The 16,576-nt window shown below is 49.8% G+C and carries 15 protein-coding genes and 1 pseudogene; 6 read left to right on the top strand and 10 right to left on the bottom strand.

The features are described 5' to 3' along the window. Positions 1 to 22 precede the first annotated feature (22 nt). A complete protein-coding gene (locus JUB14_RS03785) occupies positions 23 to 673 on the top strand; it encodes a hypothetical protein (protein ID WP_207504430.1) in 651 nt (216 codons plus the stop codon). A gap of 11 nt (positions 674 to 684) precedes the next feature. Here the strand turns inward: JUB14_RS03785 and moaA are convergent, their stop codons facing one another. From moaA to JUB14_RS03810, 5 genes are all read right to left on the bottom strand, one after another. Continuing rightward, positions 685 to 1,677 (bottom strand): GTP 3',8-cyclase MoaA, encoded by a 993-nt coding sequence (gene moaA, locus JUB14_RS03790; protein WP_207504431.1) that lies wholly within the window; start codon positions 1,675 to 1,677, stop codon positions 685 to 687. Positions 1,678 to 1,691: 14 nt separating this feature from the next. Continuing rightward, positions 1,692 to 2,597 (bottom strand): bifunctional molybdenum cofactor biosynthesis protein MoaC/MoaB, encoded by a 906-nt coding sequence (moaCB, locus tag JUB14_RS03795; protein ID WP_207504432.1) that lies wholly within the window; start codon positions 2,595 to 2,597, stop codon positions 1,692 to 1,694. Between the two features lies 1 nt (position 2,598). Next, the gene (locus JUB14_RS03800; RefSeq protein WP_207504433.1) at positions 2,599 to 3,048 is read right to left on the bottom strand and encodes a molybdenum cofactor biosynthesis protein MoaE; all 450 of its coding nucleotides are present in this window, start codon (positions 3,046 to 3,048) and stop codon (positions 2,599 to 2,601) included. Between the two features lie 49 nt (positions 3,049 to 3,097). Beyond that, entirely contained in the window at positions 3,098 to 3,337 is a 240-nt protein-coding gene (locus JUB14_RS03805) for a MoaD/ThiS family protein (protein ID WP_207504434.1), read from the bottom strand. A gap of 125 nt (positions 3,338 to 3,462) precedes the next feature. Further along, complete coding sequence (locus JUB14_RS03810; RefSeq protein WP_207504435.1) at positions 3,463 to 4,659, bottom strand: molybdopterin molybdotransferase MoeA; 1,197 nt, start codon at positions 4,657 to 4,659, stop codon at positions 3,463 to 3,465. Between the two features lie 60 nt (positions 4,660 to 4,719). Here JUB14_RS03810 and moeB point away from each other — a divergent pair, with 60 nt between their 5' ends. Together moeB and JUB14_RS03820 are read left to right on the top strand one after the other, a co-directional pair. Continuing rightward, positions 4,720 to 5,871: a HesA/MoeB/ThiF family protein gene (gene moeB / locus JUB14_RS03815; RefSeq protein WP_229367506.1), complete on the top strand. Its 1,152-nt coding sequence runs from the start codon at positions 4,720 to 4,722 to the stop codon at positions 5,869 to 5,871. A 520-nt stretch (positions 5,872 to 6,391) separates the two neighbouring features. Then, positions 6,392 to 7,189, top strand: a complete 798-nt coding sequence (locus JUB14_RS03820; RefSeq protein ID WP_229367508.1) for a lytic transglycosylase domain-containing protein — start codon at positions 6,392 to 6,394, stop codon at positions 7,187 to 7,189. Between the two features lie 85 nt (positions 7,190 to 7,274). Here the strand turns inward: JUB14_RS03820 and JUB14_RS03825 are convergent, their stop codons facing one another. Further along, positions 7,275 to 10,460, bottom strand: a complete 3,186-nt coding sequence (locus tag JUB14_RS03825) for a S41 family peptidase (protein WP_207504436.1) — start codon at positions 10,458 to 10,460, stop codon at positions 7,275 to 7,277. A 195-nt stretch (positions 10,461 to 10,655) separates the two neighbouring features. Between JUB14_RS03825 and JUB14_RS03830 the strand changes: the two genes are divergently transcribed. Beyond that, positions 10,656 to 11,099, top strand: a complete 444-nt coding sequence (locus JUB14_RS03830) for a peptidylprolyl isomerase (protein ID WP_207504437.1) — start codon at positions 10,656 to 10,658, stop codon at positions 11,097 to 11,099. A gap of 74 nt (positions 11,100 to 11,173) precedes the next feature. Here JUB14_RS03830 and JUB14_RS03835 read toward each other — a convergent pair whose 3' ends face one another. Both JUB14_RS03835 and JUB14_RS03840 read right to left on the bottom strand, forming a co-directional pair. Beyond that, the gene (locus JUB14_RS03835; RefSeq protein WP_207504438.1) at positions 11,174 to 12,793 is read right to left on the bottom strand and encodes a sodium:solute symporter family transporter; all 1,620 of its coding nucleotides are present in this window, start codon (positions 12,791 to 12,793) and stop codon (positions 11,174 to 11,176) included. Positions 12,794 to 12,941: 148 nt separating this feature from the next. Further along, complete coding sequence (locus JUB14_RS03840; protein ID WP_207504439.1) at positions 12,942 to 13,796, bottom strand: hypothetical protein; 855 nt, start codon at positions 13,794 to 13,796, stop codon at positions 12,942 to 12,944. Between the two features lie 106 nt (positions 13,797 to 13,902). Here JUB14_RS03840 and JUB14_RS03845 point away from each other — a divergent pair, with 106 nt between their 5' ends. After that, a complete protein-coding gene (locus JUB14_RS03845) occupies positions 13,903 to 14,883 on the top strand; it encodes an NAD(P)/FAD-dependent oxidoreductase (protein WP_207504440.1) in 981 nt (326 codons plus the stop codon). A gap of 21 nt (positions 14,884 to 14,904) precedes the next feature. Here JUB14_RS03845 and JUB14_RS03850 read toward each other — a convergent pair. Then, positions 14,905 to 15,150, bottom strand: a pseudogene (locus JUB14_RS03850) (cupin domain-containing protein); the annotation flags it as partial. 98 nt (positions 15,151 to 15,248) lie between these two features. Between JUB14_RS03850 and JUB14_RS03855 the strand changes: the two are divergent. Further along, the gene (locus tag JUB14_RS03855) at positions 15,249 to 15,788 is read left to right on the top strand and encodes a lipocalin family protein (protein ID WP_207504442.1); all 540 of its coding nucleotides are present in this window, start codon (positions 15,249 to 15,251) and stop codon (positions 15,786 to 15,788) included. A gap of 27 nt (positions 15,789 to 15,815) precedes the next feature. On the opposite strand, the gene JUB14_RS03860 is transcribed toward JUB14_RS03855, so the two are convergent. After that, on the bottom strand, positions 15,816 to 16,556 hold the full coding sequence (locus JUB14_RS03860) for a lysophospholipid acyltransferase family protein (RefSeq protein ID WP_207504443.1): 741 nt from the start codon (positions 16,554 to 16,556) through the stop codon (positions 15,816 to 15,818). Positions 16,557 to 16,576 lie beyond the last annotated feature (20 nt).

Below are 16,576 nucleotides of genomic sequence, written 5' to 3' on the forward strand. Positions count from 1 at the left end.
CTCTGTACTACAAATAAGCTAGATGTCTGCACTCGAAGAAATTAAAACGCACCTTGATGACCAGCGAAATATACTGCAGGATATAAATATATCTTTTGCTAATATGGAGCGGCTTCGGGAGGAAAAGTATGACTCTGAAAGCAGAGTTAAAAGGTTTGAATTCTTTCAGCATCATTATTATCAGCTGAAGTTCATCTCAGTGATTCAGTTGAGTAAGCTATTCGGATCTAGCCCCAAAAACGATAGAAGAAGCTTTTATGTCTTATTAAGTCTATTAGAGACAAAAGATTTAGATTATCCGGCCCTTTCGGAGGGATTTCAGGTCAAGCCAGACCATATAGTTGGAAATTATGATGATCTTAGAAAGGTAACAGCCCGTAATCGTAAGTGGTTAAAGGAGAATGTGAGTGTCATAAAGAGTATAGTTGATGCGAGGAATCAGGTCTATGCTCACAGTGATCCATCTACTAATATCAAACGTGTACTACTGGAAGATATACACACATTGGTTTTGTTAGCCACAAAGATATATAATGATATAAATTTCCACATCTTCGATACTAATACCCATTTTTTAACTGAATATTGGAGTATTGATTATGTTCTTAAAATTATGGCAGGGCATGAGCAGGCCAGGATGGAGGAAATAGAACGAAAAAGAAATCTTGGTTAACTTCTTAAAGCCTACCCCCCAATTGCAATCATCCTCCGGTTCTGCTCGTACTCAGACCTAGCGTCTTTATTAGTGAATTCGGTATGACCACCGTGGGCGAAGTGCTTTTGCTGGAAGTGGTCGTAAATGATAGCCCGCACATCTTCTCCGCGGCGTAGGGGCTTCAGCAGGTCTACTTCGGAGGTATCGAATAGGCAGTTTTTAAGCTTTCCGTCGGCCGTAAGGCGAATGCGGTTGCAGCTATCGCAGAAATGGTTGGTGATGGTACTGATAATGCCAAAGGTACCTTGTCCACCCTCTACCCGGAAGGTACGGGCGGTATCATTGGGTTCGCCCGGAAGAGGTGCAAATAGAAACTCCTCGCTAACCCGACTAAGCAAATCATTGTAGGTAACAATACGGGAGAAATCCCACTGGTTGCCGTTGAAAGGCATAAACTCAATAAAGCGCACGTGCAGGTTCGGCTCAGTCAGTGTCATGCGCACGAAGTCATTGACTTCTTCTACGTTCACATCCCGCATTACGACCATGTTGAGCTTCACGCTGAAGCCCTCGGCCAACAGCATACGGATGTTGACGAGTGTCTTGGTGAAGTGGTCACGCTTGGTGATGCTGCGGAAGCGCTCCTCGTTCAGCGTATCCAAGCTAATATTCAGCGAGCGAACACCGGCATTCTTTAATGTATCTATATACTGCTCAATAAAGACGGCATTGGTAGTCAGGGTAAGGGAGGTAGGTAGTTTACCCAACGACTCGATGATCTGACCTACGTCTTTTCTGACCAACGGCTCGCCACCCGTCAGGCGTATCTTCTGCACACCCATATCCACAAAGATTCCCGCCAGCGTCTGAATTTCCTCCGCCGACATCAGCCAGGCCGACGGCATAAACTGCATATCCTCCTGCGGCATACAGTAATTGCAGCGCAGGTTGCACTTATCCGTCAGAGATATGCGGAGGTAGTTATGGACGCGTCCGAATTTGTCTACAATGGGTGGGTTCATTTCTTTTTTATCGATTAGTGTCGAGCTCCTTCCATAACGCTAAACACATGTAATACGTGCGGGAACAGGGCATCCATGTTTTCGGTCACACCGCCCGTACTACCGGGCATAGTGATAACAAGGGTATTGCCAACCAGGCCGGCTACAGCCCGCGAGAGCATAGCTGTCGGGATGCGTTGCTGTCCGTACTGGCGGGCCGTCTCGACGATGCCGTCAATGGGTACATCTATTAATTCACCCACGGCTTCGGGCGTTACATCACGGGGCGAAAGGCCGGTACCACCCGTGATCAGCACTAGTCGGTAGCCCAGGTCACACAAGCCTTTAATCTTCTCCTGAATGATAGCCTTATCGTCGGGAATGATGCTGTAATCACTGACTTTAATCTGGAATGGTTCCAGCTTTTCAATGATGCGTCGGCCGGACTTATCTTCTCCAATACCCTGAGCGATGCTATCGGAACATACTACCACGGCAGTTTTGAGGTCGGGCATCGGGGCCTTGCGGTCGCTCTTGCCCCCCTTCTTCTCCAGTAGTTTGATGTGCCGGATCTCTACGCCCTTGTCAATGGGCTTGAGCATATCGTACATAGTCAGCGCTACTACCGATACCCCGTGCATGGCCTCTACCTCTACGCCTGTTTTATAGATTGTCTTAACCGTCATTTCTATCACCACCGTCAGGTCCTCCACCCGGTAAGCCACCGTAGTGGACTCAATGGGCAGCGGATGGCAGTCAGGCAGCATATAAGGGGTTTTCTTCACGGCCAGCAGTCCGGCGGCTTTAGCCATTTCGTACACATCACCTTTAGGTACCGTACGATTCAGAATGGATTCAATGGTTTCGGGCTTGCTCACTTGTACAATGGCCTGAGCCGTGGCAATACGTAGGGTATTGGTTTTATGGGTAATGTCAACCATGTTACTTGTTCTCTTTCCAGGTATATTCGCCTGTTTCGCCTATTAGTTCTTTACCAAAGATAGGTACCTTCGCCTTAATCTCTTCTACCACGTACTCCAGCGCTTCAAAACTGGCCCGTCGGTGGGCGGAGGAAACAAAGACAAACAAGCTCACTTCACCCGTAGGTACTAGGCCAAGGCTGTGGTAAATATGCATGCACACCAGGTCAAATTTGGCAAAAGCGGCTTCACGGATATCATGGAATACCTTCTCGGCCATTTCGGTATAGGCGGTGTATTCAATGCCCGTCACGACACCGCCGTCCTTCTGATCGGCCCGGATCTGTCCCAGGAACAGGGAGTGGGCTCCGATGTTGGTCTTGGACTGGTGCTTGGCTATGGAATCACTTATGAACTGAGGGCTGATGGGCCCATCCACGAATACCTTTTTGGGTGTATGTGTTTTTTCCATTGTCTACAAATGAAGGAATTCTGTATCTGCGTAACTATAAGGTTTAGTACTATCCGCCCGCAAAGGGAGGAAGCAGGGCTACCTCAGCGTTTGTATTAATAGGCATGGCAGAATCAGCGATCTGCTGGTTGACGGCCAACTGAAATTTGCGGTCGCGCAGGACAGGGTACTTTTGTAAAAGCTGTTCGCGGAGCTGCCCTACTGAAAGCGGATCAGTGGCTTCCCAAGTTTCGGAAGGGTGACCGGTGGCTTCGGCAAGCATCCCGAAATAAAGAATACTAATGGTCATTGTAATTGGGCTTTAGGCTGTAAGCAACAGTCTTTATAATGGAATATAACTCTAACGTAAATCAGGGGTCTACAGTTGCCTTTTGTCTATCTAATGATAGCTAACTTACAGATTTATAAGTAATACTAGCAAAAGAACGGCAGTAAATGCACCTCTACCAGGTCACCCGGCTGTACCGTTTGCTGAGTAGAAGGCAGGTGGATCAGTACGTTGGCTACCGCGAAGGAGCGTAGCGCAAATGACTCCTGTCCTTCCAGCGGCGTCACACCGGTGGTAGTAGCGGAGCCCTTCAGCAGTTCATCCCGCTCCCCCTTGAACGAGTAAGGATGGGTGATAGGCAGGCGCACCGTTGGTAGGAAGGCATCAGCCTTGCCGGACAAGCGGCGCAGGGCCGGTAGTACATACTCGTAGTAACATACCAGCGAAGAAGCCGGGTTGCCGGGAAGGGCAAAGAATAAGGTGGTGTCCCTCTTGCCAAACAGCAGCGGCTTGCCGGGGCGCTGGCGCACCTTGTAGAAAATGGTTTCTACGCCTATTTCCTCTAATGATTTACCTACGTAGTCGTATTCACCTACAGATATACCTCCCGTTGCCAGTACAACGTCATTTTGCTCAGTCAGCTCACGCAGGGCCTGGGTCGTAGCCTCGGGGTTGTCGTCTACATACTTGATAGTTATCTGCGTAATGCCCTCCTGACGTAGGGTAGCCGCCAGCATGGTAGAGTTGGATTCATAGACCTGTCCAAAGCGTAGGGGATTTCCCGGCTGCACCAGCTCATCGCCCGTGACCAGTATGCCTACCTTCGGCTTACGGTATACTTCCACCCGCTGCACATTCATGCCCAGCAGGAAACCCACCGAGCCGGGCGTGAGGTAGGTACCTGTGGGTAGGGCGACAGCGCCTTCCCTGACTTGCTGACCTATGGCGCGTACATTCTGTTTTTCAGCTACCGGGTATTCCTTAATAAGTACCGTATCAGCGTTTCGTTCCGTCTTTTCCTGCATGACAACGGCGGTAGCTCCGTCAGGTACGGGGGCACCAGTAAATATCCGTACGGCGGTACCGCGTTCTAAGGTAAGCAGTTCAGGCGCTCCGGCCTGCGACTCCGCTACTACGGGCAGGGCCATCCCTGACTGCACAATATCCTCATGGTGAATGGCGTAGCCATCCATGGAGGACTGACGGAAAAGGGGGAGCGAGAGCGGAGCCTGTACGTCGGCAGCTACTACATAGCCGACGGCTTCGATGACATCGCGCCCCTCCACCGACAGCGGGAACGTATTTTCAATGACCTTTTGTTTTGCTTCCTGAACGGTAACCATTTTCTTGCAAGAAATAAGTGCATATTTAGGAGAGGTACCCACTACTGATGCTCTCTGCCCATGCGAAATTTACGGACCCGGGTCCGTAATGCCTACGAACGATTCTATCATTTTTCGATACCCGCTATGTTTTCACCTCAGGAACAGCAGTTTTATGCCCGTCAGCTATCGCTTCCGGAATTTGGTCATGAAGGTCAGCAACGCCTGAAGCAGGCTCGTGTGCTGGTGATCGGTGCGGGCGGTCTGGGTTGCCCGATCCTGACGTACCTGGCCGCGGCGGGAGTAGGTACGCTGGGAGTAATTGATTTTGATAAGGTAGAAGCCAGCAATCTGCACCGGCAGGTCTTGTTTGGAGTGGATGATATCGGCAAGTCCAAGGCCCTGGCGGCTGCTGTGCATCTGCAGGCTCTAAATCCTTATATAGATATCAAAGCGTATGACGGACAACTGACCAGCGATAACGTGCTGCGCCTGATGGCAGATTACGATATAGTCGTAGATGGATCGGATAACTTTCCTACCCGTTACCTGGTCAACGACGCCTGTCTGCTGCTGGATAAGCCCCTTGTATTTGGCTCTATCTTCAAATTCGAAGGACAGGTGACGGTATTTAACTACCAGGGCGGCCCTACCTACCGCTGCCTGTATCCGGTGCCGCCTGCGGAGAACGAAGTACCCAACTGCGCCGAGATTGGTGTACTGGGTATATTGCCCGGAGTTATTGGTACTTTGCAGGCTACCGAAGTAATCAAGCTCATTACCGGAGCGGGCGAGGTGCTGAGTGGCAGGCTGCTGCTGTACGATGCCTTGAGATCCACCTTCCAGACGTACCGCTTTGAGGCTAATCCGGACGTTCGGGAGCGACGGGGCCTGCAGGCTGACTATGGACTGGCCTGTGCAGTACCTGATCTTGAGATAGAAGAGCTTACCTATCCTGAATTACAGGAACTACTGGAGGGCCCCCAGCCTCCATTCCTGATTGATGTCCGTGAGCCGCACGAGCATGAGCGCTTTCATATCGGTGGGGTCAACTGGCCGCTGAAGTCCCTGCCCCAGTACCTGTCGGACATTCAGCCACACCAGGACATCGTTCTATACTGCCAGTCGGGTATGCGGAGCCGACGGGCGGCTGAGCTGCTTCGTGAAGAATTACCCAATCATACTATTCGTCACTTGCAGGGCGGAGTGGGAGCGGTAGGAGCGTGGGGATAAGCAGTGGTATTGAAGGTAGTTTCTGAGTTATAATTTCATCTATGGGGCCTCTACTCCGGGTGCAGAACTGAGTAGCAGAAGGACTAGTTGACTAGGAGTACATTTGGACAATTCCTTTATGAAGTATAACCATACGATAAGATTTACATCTACTCTTCTTGCATTTTAATTTATTGTTATATATTCGCTTCATAGAAGAGGGGTAAACAGCCTCTTTTCTATGCCCTCCCGACGCTCTCGTTAAAATTTTTTCAGGAAATTTTTCCTCCTCGTACCTTACTGTAAGCTGTTGCTTCGTTTTACCCAACAACCGGGTAATTATTGCTTTTATTCCTTCTATTTCAAGAAAATACGGATTGTATAAAATACATATCTGCATTTTTGGTCTACCCGATTTTGTGCAATTACTGCTACTTGTTACCCCTTGTAAATCAGTTTTTTATTTCCATTGAAACATTTTAATGTGCTATGCCGTTATAAAGCCTGAGTATTAAATTATGTAGAACCAAACAAACCATGCATGCTACGAGTCTTGTTTTTTATGCTTGCTGTTGCGTCTTTTGGAGTAGTTAAGTTTAGTAATCAGAGTGTAGAGAAATTTGTAGAGGAAAAGAAAGAGGTTGTAATTGTAGAGGATGTTGATACTGAGCTTATTGATATCGACTTTTGCGGAGATACCATCCCCCTCAAGCAAGCATTTGTAGCCCACCGCTATCAGCGGACAATCAAGGACTACGACAATCCCACCTTCCGAAGAATGAGAAATCGGGTACAGGGTAACATGAAAGTTATCGAGCCTATTCTTCAACGTTACGGCATTCCTGCCGATCTAAAGTACATTCCCATAGTAGAAAGTACCATGACTGCTTCGGCAGTGTCGCCTAGAGGAGCCGTTGGCTACTGGCAGTTTATGCCTGAAACGGCCCGCGAGTTTGGATTAAAAGTGGATGATAGTGTTGATGAACGCAAAAATCTGATTAAGTCTACCCATGCTGCCTGCAAATACCTGCTCAGGTTACACCGTCAATTAGGTTCCTGGACACTGGTAGCTGCGGCATACAACGCCGGTCCTACCCGTATTCGGCGGCATGTAAACCAACAGCAGAATGAAGATTATTTCAGACTGCGAATGAACCAGGAGACTTCACAGTACGTGTTCAGATTGGTAGCTGCAAAAGAATGGTTTACGAACCCTGACCGCTGCAAAGAGTGGAGAGGTGATGACGTATTCACCAGAGTTGCCAAAATCAATGAAACCAAAAAATTGATAGAAGAAGGTGCCATCGCTCGTAAGGCATTGGCTGCGGCAGGATCGTAAGCCAAACCTTCTTTCTACATTCAAGACGCAATAGTTACAATTAAGAGCCGCCCTTTATGGGACGGCTCTTAATTTTTTGGCCCCTCTACAGAGCCTTTGTGAGTTCTTCAATGGCCTTCTCCAGTTGCGGGTCCAGATCGTTGAGGCGGTCAGTAAAGGTCTGCTTTACATAGATGTCGGGTGTGACTCCTTCTTTCTCTATGTTTTTGCCATCAAGCGTGTAGCATCCCCATGAGGGCAGGCGGTAAAACGACCCATCTACCAGCCCCTTGCCCGAGGTAAAGATAATCCAGCGATAGGTTTCGGTACCGATGACCTTACCCAGCTTGAGTTGTTTAAATCCGGCGGCGGTCATTTCCGCATCGGAGAGCGACTGTTCGTTGATGAGCAGTACAATGGGCTTGGCCGCTACCCCGAAGTTAGGCTGGGGAGTGAGGGCTCCCTCACGGTATTTCCACTGCAGGTAAGGCCGCTGTGACAGGAAGTTAAGTACCAGGTCGTGAACATTACCCCCTGTATTGTAGCGCAAGTCCAGGATCAGAGCGTCCTTTTTGTACCAGTCGCGGGTCATATCAACCACAAAACGCTCGTACTCCTGCTGTCCCATATTCTTCATGTGGACGTAGGCGATGCGCTTTTTACTTTTCTCATCTACGTACTTCTGGTTCCAGTCTATCCACTCGTCGTAGAGGTTGCTACCTAGCGAAGCCTGCGGGTGAATACGCACTGTGTACGATGTGTCGGCGCCTTTTCTTCGTAAGGTAAGCTCTATTTCCTGCTCAAGGGAAGGCTTAGTTAAGTATAGATCACGGTTTTGCTGGGCATCAACGGCAATGCCGTTGACGTGGGTGAGCTGGTCGCCGGTGAGTATCTTTTTGTCAGCCTTGTCGGCGGCGCTCCGCTTTACTATACGCTGTACGGTATAGGGATTCACATCATCAAACAGTATGCCGGTTTCCAGTGTGCTGTTTTTGTAGTATACTTTCTCCTCGGGGCCGTTGGAGTACAAGCCCAGGTGCGAGGCATTCAGCTCGCCCAGCATATCATTAAACAACGTACGGAAGTCATCGCGGTTGGTCAGGTAGGGCAGGAATGTAGCGTAGCGATCACGGATGGCTTTCCAGTCGGTACCGTGGAAGGTTTCATTGTAAAAGTTCTCTTCCACACCGGCCCATGCTTCAAGGAACATCTGGTTAAACTCGGCAGCGAGGCTACGCTGAAACGTGTGGCTGATCTGGATGGACTCCGCCCGACATCCTTCGTAGTTGAACTTTCGGATAGAGCCATTGATCAGCAGATAGTACTTATCATCGGCCTGGGCTACATCAAAGCCGCCTACGCCCTCCTCTACTTTCTCAGTTTTGGGAGATTCGAAAGGCTCGTAGGTAGTGCGCCACAGGCTTTCTTTCCCTTTGTCATGATCCGAAACATAGAATACATATGTCTTGGCATCCTTCTGGATCACCAGGGGCGATCCCTGCGCTCCAAACGAAGGGCTCACCTGCTCCATACGGTCAAGGATATCTTCCAGGTCTATGGCAATGGGCTTAACGGGAGCTTCCTCCGGTTCCTTTTCTTCTTTCTTAGCGTTTTTACCCTTTTTCTTCTCGTCTTCTTTTTTGCCTTTGTCGCTAGTAGCACCTTCTGCCAGTGAGTTCTCTTTCTTAAACAGCTCCTCAAACTTTTCACTCCGGTAAGCATCATCCAGCTTGGTGAGTGCCATGCGGTACACCTTGGGGCTCTGCGCGCCAAACGGGTACGAAGGCCTCATGCGGTCACAGGCAAAGTACAGGTACTTGCCGTCGGGCGACCAGGTAGGTTCTACCTCTGAGATACCGGTTTTGGTCAGGTTAAGGGTTGTGTTGTTCTTGATGTGGTGGATAAAGATGTCCCGTTCGAAATCGCGATAGGCCGTAAACAGGATGTACTCACCGTTGGGGGAGAAGCTGGGAACATCGTTCTGGATACCCCATAGTTCTTCTTTGACTACGGTTTTGTTTTCGAGCGTTTTGAGGTCCAAAATCCTGACTTCGTTGCGACCGCTCAAGTATACCCCCAGGGTGCGTTTTTTATTCAGGCTGAGGTTGCGGTTGCTCTGGCTGTCAGTAGTAAGCTGTTTTTCCTTGCCTTTGCCATCCGCCCTTTGGGTGTACCAGTTGGGGTACCCGCCTACGGTCTGGCTGTAGATAAGCGTTACACTATCGGCCAGCCACTTTACTTCCATCACGCGGGCATCGGAGCGGGTCGGAAGCTGCTTCACATACTTTCCTTCGTGGTCCGATACAAACAGCTCTCCCCGTGATACAAAGGCCAGCTTCTTGTTGTCCGGGGCTACGTCAAAGGCCGTAATCTTGTCCCGGGTACTAAACTCCTGCGCCTTGGGTAGCGTACTGTTCTGTACCATACTTAGCCGTACCGGCTGAGAGGTACGGCTCGCTAAGTCATACTGCCATAGCTGATAGTCTTTCTCAAATATTACTTTATTACCATCAGCACTTACCTGAGGTCGCTTGATGGATTCTTTGAAACTTGTAAGTGGCGTCTTGGTGCCATTTTCGAAGGTGTACAGGTTGTACTGACCGTTGGCTTCATCCGATACAAAGTATATCTTACCGTTGCGGTCTATGGTTGCCCACATATCCTTGCCACGGTAGTCGGTATAGCGCTTGTGTTCTTTTGTCTTCAGGTTGTACGACTGAATATCCGGATTAAATTCGCCCTGGTAGCCTTTTCGCATAGCCTGACTACCACTTTCCCAGGTATCGTTGAAGAACAGCTCTCCGCTGGGGGCTTCGGCTACATTATGGATCCGGTTGAAGTAGTGTTTGAACAGGCGTCGAGGTGTACCACCCTTCAATTCTATGGCGTAGGTAGTCCCCCCATTCTGAACACCCGACTCAAAATAGATGGTCTGTGAGTCCCACGACCACCCTTCTACCAGATCGTACGAGCTGTGATAAGTAAGCTGCCGGACGGGACCTCCCGCTACGGGCATCACGTACACATCGGTATTTCCGTTTTCGTTGCTGGAGAAGGCAATCCACTTGCCATCGGGCGATACGCGTGGCCGGGTTTCGGAGCCTTGCATGGCTGTAAGCCGGGTAGCCGATCCGGTAGCTATATCAGCTTTCCAAAGGTCAGATTCATAGCTGAAGATAGCAGCCTGAGCATCGGGAGTGAGAGTAGGGTAAGAGGTAAAGTGGGCATCTGAGCTTTGGGCCATACTATTGGCAGAAAGCAGCAGAGCCGAAAACAGTAAAGTTTTCTTCATGGCATCTAATGAGAGGAGTGTTTATTGGTCAAAAAGGGCATGGTTACTATATATTCTTTGTAACCAATGCGTAAATTAATTGATAGCTTTCAAATACCAAGCGGGAGTCTTTAACTTTGTAGCGTATTTGGTCTGGCTGATTCTATCAGAGACAGTACCGATACCTTTTATCCATTATCACATAAATATATCGCTATGTTGAAAGCTGAAATGGTCACCGAGAAGGGGACGATGTGGATCGAGTTCTATGAGAAGGACGCACCCAATACCGTTAAGAATTTTGTAGATCTGTCGAAGAAGGGCTTTTACGATGGCCTTACGTTTCACCGGGTTATCCCTGATTTCGTAATTCAGGGCGGTTGCCCTCAGGGTACCGGCCGTGGCGGTCCGGGGTACAATATCCCTTGCGAACTGGACGGTGAGAACCAGTACCACGACCGTGGTGTACTGTCAATGGCTCACGCCGGTCGTAACACAGGTGGATCGCAGTTCTTTATCTGCCACAGCCGCCGTCACACTGCCCACCTTGACCGTAACCATACCTGCTTTGGTAAGGTAGTAGAGGGAGTGGACATCGTTGATGATATCCGTCAGGGTGATAAGATCACAAAGATCACCATCCATGAGGATGAGGCGTAAAGAGCTGTAAAGCTTCTATAAGCAAAAGGGCACGAGCTCAGCTCGTGCCCTTTTGCTTACAGACAATGGATTTATTACCAGAAGTAAGTATACAGGAAGGTAATAAGAGATATCACAACTATCGCTCCGATGGTAAAAGAACGGTGCGTCTTGAACATAGAGGCATCAATAGCAAGTCCTTTGTTCTCGCTAGGTAGGGCATAACCCAGGATTACCATGACGGTCACACAGATCAGGTACACCCAGCCCATACGATCAAGGAAAGGTACCTCTGACCAGTCAGCAAACGGCAGCCAGTTGTTGTGCATACCCAGTGCGATCAGGAACCCACCCACGATGGCGAACATAGCGCCGGCCGAGTTGGTACGCTTCCAGAAGAATCCCATACTGAAGGCGGCGAAGATACCGGGAGAAAGCAGACCGGTCATTTCCTGAATAAACTGGAAACCCCCTTTCTTATCGATACCCATGTACGGAGAGGCCACAATAGCGATCACCATGGCGGCTACTACCACCACACGACCTACCATAACCAGCTGTTTTTCGCTGGCATTCTTGCCGAAGTAGTCTTTGAAAATATCCAGTGTAAAGATAGTCGAGATACTGTTGGCCTTACCAGCCAGCGAGGCCACTACGGCAGCCGTCAGAGCAGCAAACGAAAGACCTTTCAGACCTACGGGCAGTAGGTTGAGTAGCACCGGATAGGCTTTGTCAGCATTGATCAATCCATCTTCACCCAGCATTTCCTGTTGAAACATCCCCTTGCTATACAGCGTATAAGCCGCGATACCAGGTAGTACCACAATGATAGGCATCAGGAGTTTCAGGAACGCTGCGAAAAGAATACCATTACGGGCAGTTTTGATATCGGCACCCAGGGCACGCTGCGTGATGTACTGGTTACAGCCCCAGTAGTTCAGGTTCACGATCCACATACCACCTATAAGTACCGTCAAACCGGGTAACTGCATGTAGTAAGGGTTAGCACGTGGCAGGATCATATGGAAGTGATCGTCGTGGTTTTGCATCATCAGGCTAAATCCCTCCATCATACCGGCCCGTCCGGCGTCATCAGATACCAGGTTGAGGGCCAGGTAAGTAGTAGCCAAACCACCGATCACCAGGAAGAATACCTGAATTACGTCCGTATAACCGATTACCTTCATCCCACCCAGGGTAATGATAATGGCAAAAATCGCCAGGGCTATCATACAGGTATAGAAATCAATGCCCGATATACCTGATACCGCCAGAGCTCCCAGGTACAGGATGGAGGTCAGGTTAACCAGGATGTACAGGGCCAGCCAGAAAATCGCCATGATTAGGCTCACTGACCTATTGTAACGCTGGGTCAGGAACTGAGGCATGGTATATATCTTATTCTTCAGGTAGATAGGCATGAAGAATATAGCTACAATGATCAGGGTAGCGGCGGCCATCCACTCGTAGGTAGAGATAGCCAGACCCATGGTAAAGCCATTCCCTGACATACCGATAAACTGCTCAGCCGATATGTTAGAGGCGATAAGAGAGGCACCAATAGCCCACCAGGTGAGAGATCCTTCGGCAAGGAAGAAGTCAGTAGTAGAGGCTTCGGCTGATTTTTTCTTGTGATAAATCCAGTAGCCATATACGGCTACCACGAGAAAGTAAACTAGGAATACAAGGTAATCGAGGAGCTGTAATTGTTGCATGAGGTTATAAGTAAGTCAACAGGTTTTAAGGTTCTACGGATATCGATTCGAAAGGTACTTTTTTTTAGAAAATTGTGCACTATACATATAGGGCTATTACTCTAAAAAAATACTCTGTTCTATGGCTAAAAGGCGAAATGCTTCCTGTTCATTGAGGATGAAGTGGCGTTTCAGGCAATTTTATCTGGCTGCGTAGTTCGGCGGCCTCTTCCATTTGCTTATACACATCTTCAAACGAATCGCCATCCTCCACTCTGACCGTTAAATTTTTTATTCCGGAGCTACCCACCAGCGCCATCCATCTTGACACCTCCATGCCGGCGGTCATGTAAGCCAGCATCACGTGGCGCTGATTGCCGCTAAAAAATCCCCGCATGGTACTTATTTCTTCCAGTTCCAGAAATTCCTGAGCGCCATTGGTTAGGTACAACCACTCATCCATGTAGTCGAGGTAGCGCTGTATCGAATCGGTGCTATTGACAAAGCGGCGGTCGAGCATCAGGGCCAGGCCTTCGTTGAACCACTGAGGTACTTCAGTAGTAGTGGTCCACCAGCCCAGCCGCGTGAATAGCTCGTCGTGGCACATTTCGTGGCTTACAACGTCTTCGTTCAGGCCAAAGGGGTTCAGGATGATGTAGGAGTCGCCCCAGGGAGTACCCAGGCTGCAGCCGGCGCCTTCGTTGCTGTGGCAGTACTTTTCGTACTGAGCGGGACTGCTGCAAAGTATAAAAGTAGCCTCACCACGGGCCGCTCCCCAGAAGCGGGCCACCCGGGTGCGGGCGCGCTGGATGGTCTGGAACATCTGGCGGCGTTGGGGTTGTGTAATGTCCGGACTAACAAAAAGCTTATCATTGACCTTTTCAAAATCCGAGTACCGGACCGTCTGACAATGGAATACATGAGGATAGATAATGTAGTAGCCTACCAACACCGCTAGCAGCCCTATACCGATCAGTCGTCCAACTCGGGTAAACCAACTTTTTGAAAAGGGGGAGGTCTTCAACAAATCCCGGGTTTTGTAGTTTGTAGTTCAGAGTAAAAGTAGTCTAAGTTTTAAAAATAGAAAGTTAACTTTTTAGTACACCCACCTCTAATCAACAATTTTTTCGATGTCAAGCTGTATCATCATTGGCGCCGGCCTGGCCGGTCTTACCGCTGCCTGCGAACTTACCCGCCACCAGTGGCAGGTCACCCTCCTGGATAAAGGCCGGGGCGTAGGGGGCCGAATGGCTACCCGCCGCATCCACAACACCCGCGCCGACCACGGTGCCCAGTACTTCTCAGCCCGCACGCCGGAGTTCCAGGCGCAGGTGCAGGCCATGCAGGAAGCAGGAGTAGTAAAGGAGTGGTACCTGCCGGGGATCGATCATCATCCACGCTATGTAGGCAGCAGCGGCATGAGCGCCGTGCCCAAGTACATGGCTCAGGAGCTGGATATTCGTACGGGAGAAAAGGTGGTACATGTGGCGGGCGACACCACCGGCTGCACCGTACGTACCGAGGCAGGTACTATATACTCGGCTGAGAAACTTATCATCACCATACCCGCCCCGCAAGTCAAAGTACTACTTGCGGACAGCAGCATCCAACTACTGGCACCTGACCAGTTAGCTCTGGATTCTATTGCGTACCAGCCCTGCCTGGCCGTCATTGCGGAGCTAAACCAGCCAAGCCGGATTCCCGCCCCCGGAGGTATACGATATGAAGAAGGACCTATTTCCTGGATTGCAGATAATCAGCAGAAAGGCATCATCAACGATTCAACTACCGTCACCATCCACGCAAGTCCACAGTATAGCCGGGAGCACCTTGAGGGCGATCTGAATAAAGTAGGAGAGAAGCTGATCGCTGAGCTACACGAGTGGATACCTGCCGAAGCGGTCGAGAGTTTTCAGGTACACCGCTGGCGGTACAGCCTCTGCGATCAGCGCCATCCGGAGCCTTACCTGCGGTGTGATACCCCATTTTCCATGTTGTTGGGTGGAGACGGTTTCGGAATGGGGAATGTGGAGGGAGCCTACCAGTCAGGCTTACAGATGGCGCGGTACCTGGTGGGGGAGGGGAAGAGAAAAAAACTTTCTATGGAATAGCCTGGCTATGTAATGAGCAGGCTACTCCTTCTTTTTAGGCAGTAGCTCGATCAGCTCCTTCTCGCCGTTCAGCAGGTAGTAAGCCACGAACTTCATCGGTTGACTAGCCGAGTAGTTGTCAAAATGGAGAATGGGAGTATCGGCGGGTTCAAAGAAAGCATCACCGGCCCGTAGTACCTGGGCCGGTTGACTTTCTATCTGCAATAAGCAAGTACCTTCTACAATATAGCCCACTCCCGGGCAGGGATGCTTATGGTAAGCTCCTTTTTGTCCACCTTTGAATTACACGGATGCTTATTCCTCTATTCAACAACTATTGAAACCTTCGGGTACAAAATGAGTTAATGGTGGTAAACGCTAACAAAATGAACAAGGGCAAATTACTAGTAGGTGGAGCGCTTCTGGGGGTAGTGGTCATTACGGCTTTGAACTCCTGCCGGAGTATACCACGAGGGGCTACGGCGGTTCAGCCGTTCGATGTGGAGAGGTACCTGGGCAAGTGGTACGAAATAGCCCGGTTTAACTACCGCTTCGAGCGGAACCTGAATAATGTGACGGCCAACTACTCATTAAATCCGGATGGAAGCATCAAGGTACTTAACCGGGGGTATGATCAGAAAGAAGAGGAGTGGGAAGAAGCTACCGGCAAAGCGAAGTTTGTAGCGTCACCGGATAAGGGAAAGCTGAAGGTGACCTTTTTCTGGCCTTTTTATTCAGGTTATAATGTTATTGAAATTGATCCGGAGTACCGGTACGCTCTCGTAGCAGGCAAAGATCTGGACTACCTCTGGTTGCTGTCGCGGGAAACTACCATGCCTGAGGCTGTAAAACAAAGGTACCTCGAAAAGGCCCGCAGCATCGGTTATAATACATCCCGATTGATCTGGGTAGAGCATACTAAGTAGCAATAATTTTATAAGGAGTAGCCGCTCCTACACCCGATCCATTTCTCCGACCAGCGCACCCTCAACTACATGGCGCCACCGCTCCATCAGCGCGGGTACATCTTCCTGCGTGAGTCCGGTGGTAGGTATAGGCTCGTGTACAATGGCGCGTACGATACCCGGGTGCAGGCGCAGGGGTGTTACGTCCGGCAGGAGCAGGTGATTGGTCAGGAGCGTGATAGGTACGATAGGTACCTGCTGCTGAATGGCCATAATGAAGGCTCCTTTCTGGATAGGTAGATGCAGCTTAGGAGGATGTTTGGATACAATACCTCCCTCCGGAAAAATCATCACGCTACGGCCAGAAGCCAGCGTCCTTATGGACTTATTGAGCGAGTAGGCGCGGCTGTGGCCCTTGTCACGGTCTACCTGTATATGCAGCTTCGCAAACATATAGCCGAATAGGGGGACCTTCTTCACCCCGTGCTTCCCCACAAACGCATAGTAATTATCCAGGATAACGCCCATGGTGGCAATGTCAAGGTAGGAGAAGTGGTTGGCGCAGAATACATAGGAACCCCGCGGCTCTGGCCGAAACTGATATTCTATGTCAAACCGGATACCCACCAGCGGAAACAGCAGCTTACCCCACAAACGATTGATGTAGTGCGCATAAGGCTTCCACTCCTCCCTTTGCAGGAAGATATACGTAAAGGGGAACAGCAGCAGAAATATCGTAACGAACCAGAACGCGCACCAGATCGTATATAGCAGCGAAAACAAACGCATGTACTTGTAGCCGGGTATAA

The organism is Telluribacter humicola (genome assembly GCF_017355935.1).
GTDB classification, from domain to species: domain Bacteria; phylum Bacteroidota; class Bacteroidia; order Cytophagales; family Spirosomataceae; genus Telluribacter; species Telluribacter humicola.

What these genes read in the sequence shown, in the direction of transcription:
- moeB (WP_229367506.1), top strand. Translation starts at nt 4,720, where the DNA reads ATGCGAAATTTACGGACCCGGGTCCGTAATGCCTACGAACGATTCTAT.
- JUB14_RS03820 (WP_229367508.1), top strand. Translation starts at nt 6,392, where the DNA reads ATGCTACGAGTCTTGTTTTTTATGCTTGCTGTTGCGTCTTTTGGAGTA.
- moaA (WP_207504431.1), bottom strand. Translation starts at nt 1,677, where the DNA reads ATGAACCCACCCATTGTAGACAAATTCGGACGCGTCCATAACTACCTC.
- JUB14_RS03835 (WP_207504438.1), bottom strand. Translation starts at nt 12,793, where the DNA reads ATGCAACAATTACAGCTCCTCGATTACCTTGTATTCCTAGTTTACTTT.
- JUB14_RS03830 (WP_207504437.1), top strand. Translation starts at nt 10,656, where the DNA reads ATGTTGAAAGCTGAAATGGTCACCGAGAAGGGGACGATGTGGATCGAG.
- JUB14_RS03845 (WP_207504440.1), top strand. Translation starts at nt 13,903, where the DNA reads ATGTCAAGCTGTATCATCATTGGCGCCGGCCTGGCCGGTCTTACCGCT.
- JUB14_RS03810 (WP_207504435.1), bottom strand. Translation starts at nt 4,659, where the DNA reads ATGGTTACCGTTCAGGAAGCAAAACAAAAGGTCATTGAAAATACGTTC.
- JUB14_RS03825 (WP_207504436.1), bottom strand. Translation starts at nt 10,460, where the DNA reads ATGAAGAAAACTTTACTGTTTTCGGCTCTGCTGCTTTCTGCCAATAGT.
- JUB14_RS03800 (WP_207504433.1), bottom strand. Translation starts at nt 3,048, where the DNA reads ATGGAAAAAACACATACACCCAAAAAGGTATTCGTGGATGGGCCCATC.
- JUB14_RS03855 (WP_207504442.1), top strand. Translation starts at nt 15,249, where the DNA reads ATGAACAAGGGCAAATTACTAGTAGGTGGAGCGCTTCTGGGGGTAGTG.
- JUB14_RS03785 (WP_207504430.1), top strand. Translation starts at nt 23, where the DNA reads ATGTCTGCACTCGAAGAAATTAAAACGCACCTTGATGACCAGCGAAAT.
- JUB14_RS03860 (WP_207504443.1), bottom strand. Translation starts at nt 16,556, where the DNA reads ATGCGTTTGTTTTCGCTGCTATATACGATCTGGTGCGCGTTCTGGTTC.
- moaCB (WP_207504432.1), bottom strand. Translation starts at nt 2,597, where the DNA reads ATGGTTGACATTACCCATAAAACCAATACCCTACGTATTGCCACGGCT.
- JUB14_RS03805 (WP_207504434.1), bottom strand. Translation starts at nt 3,337, where the DNA reads ATGACCATTAGTATTCTTTATTTCGGGATGCTTGCCGAAGCCACCGGT.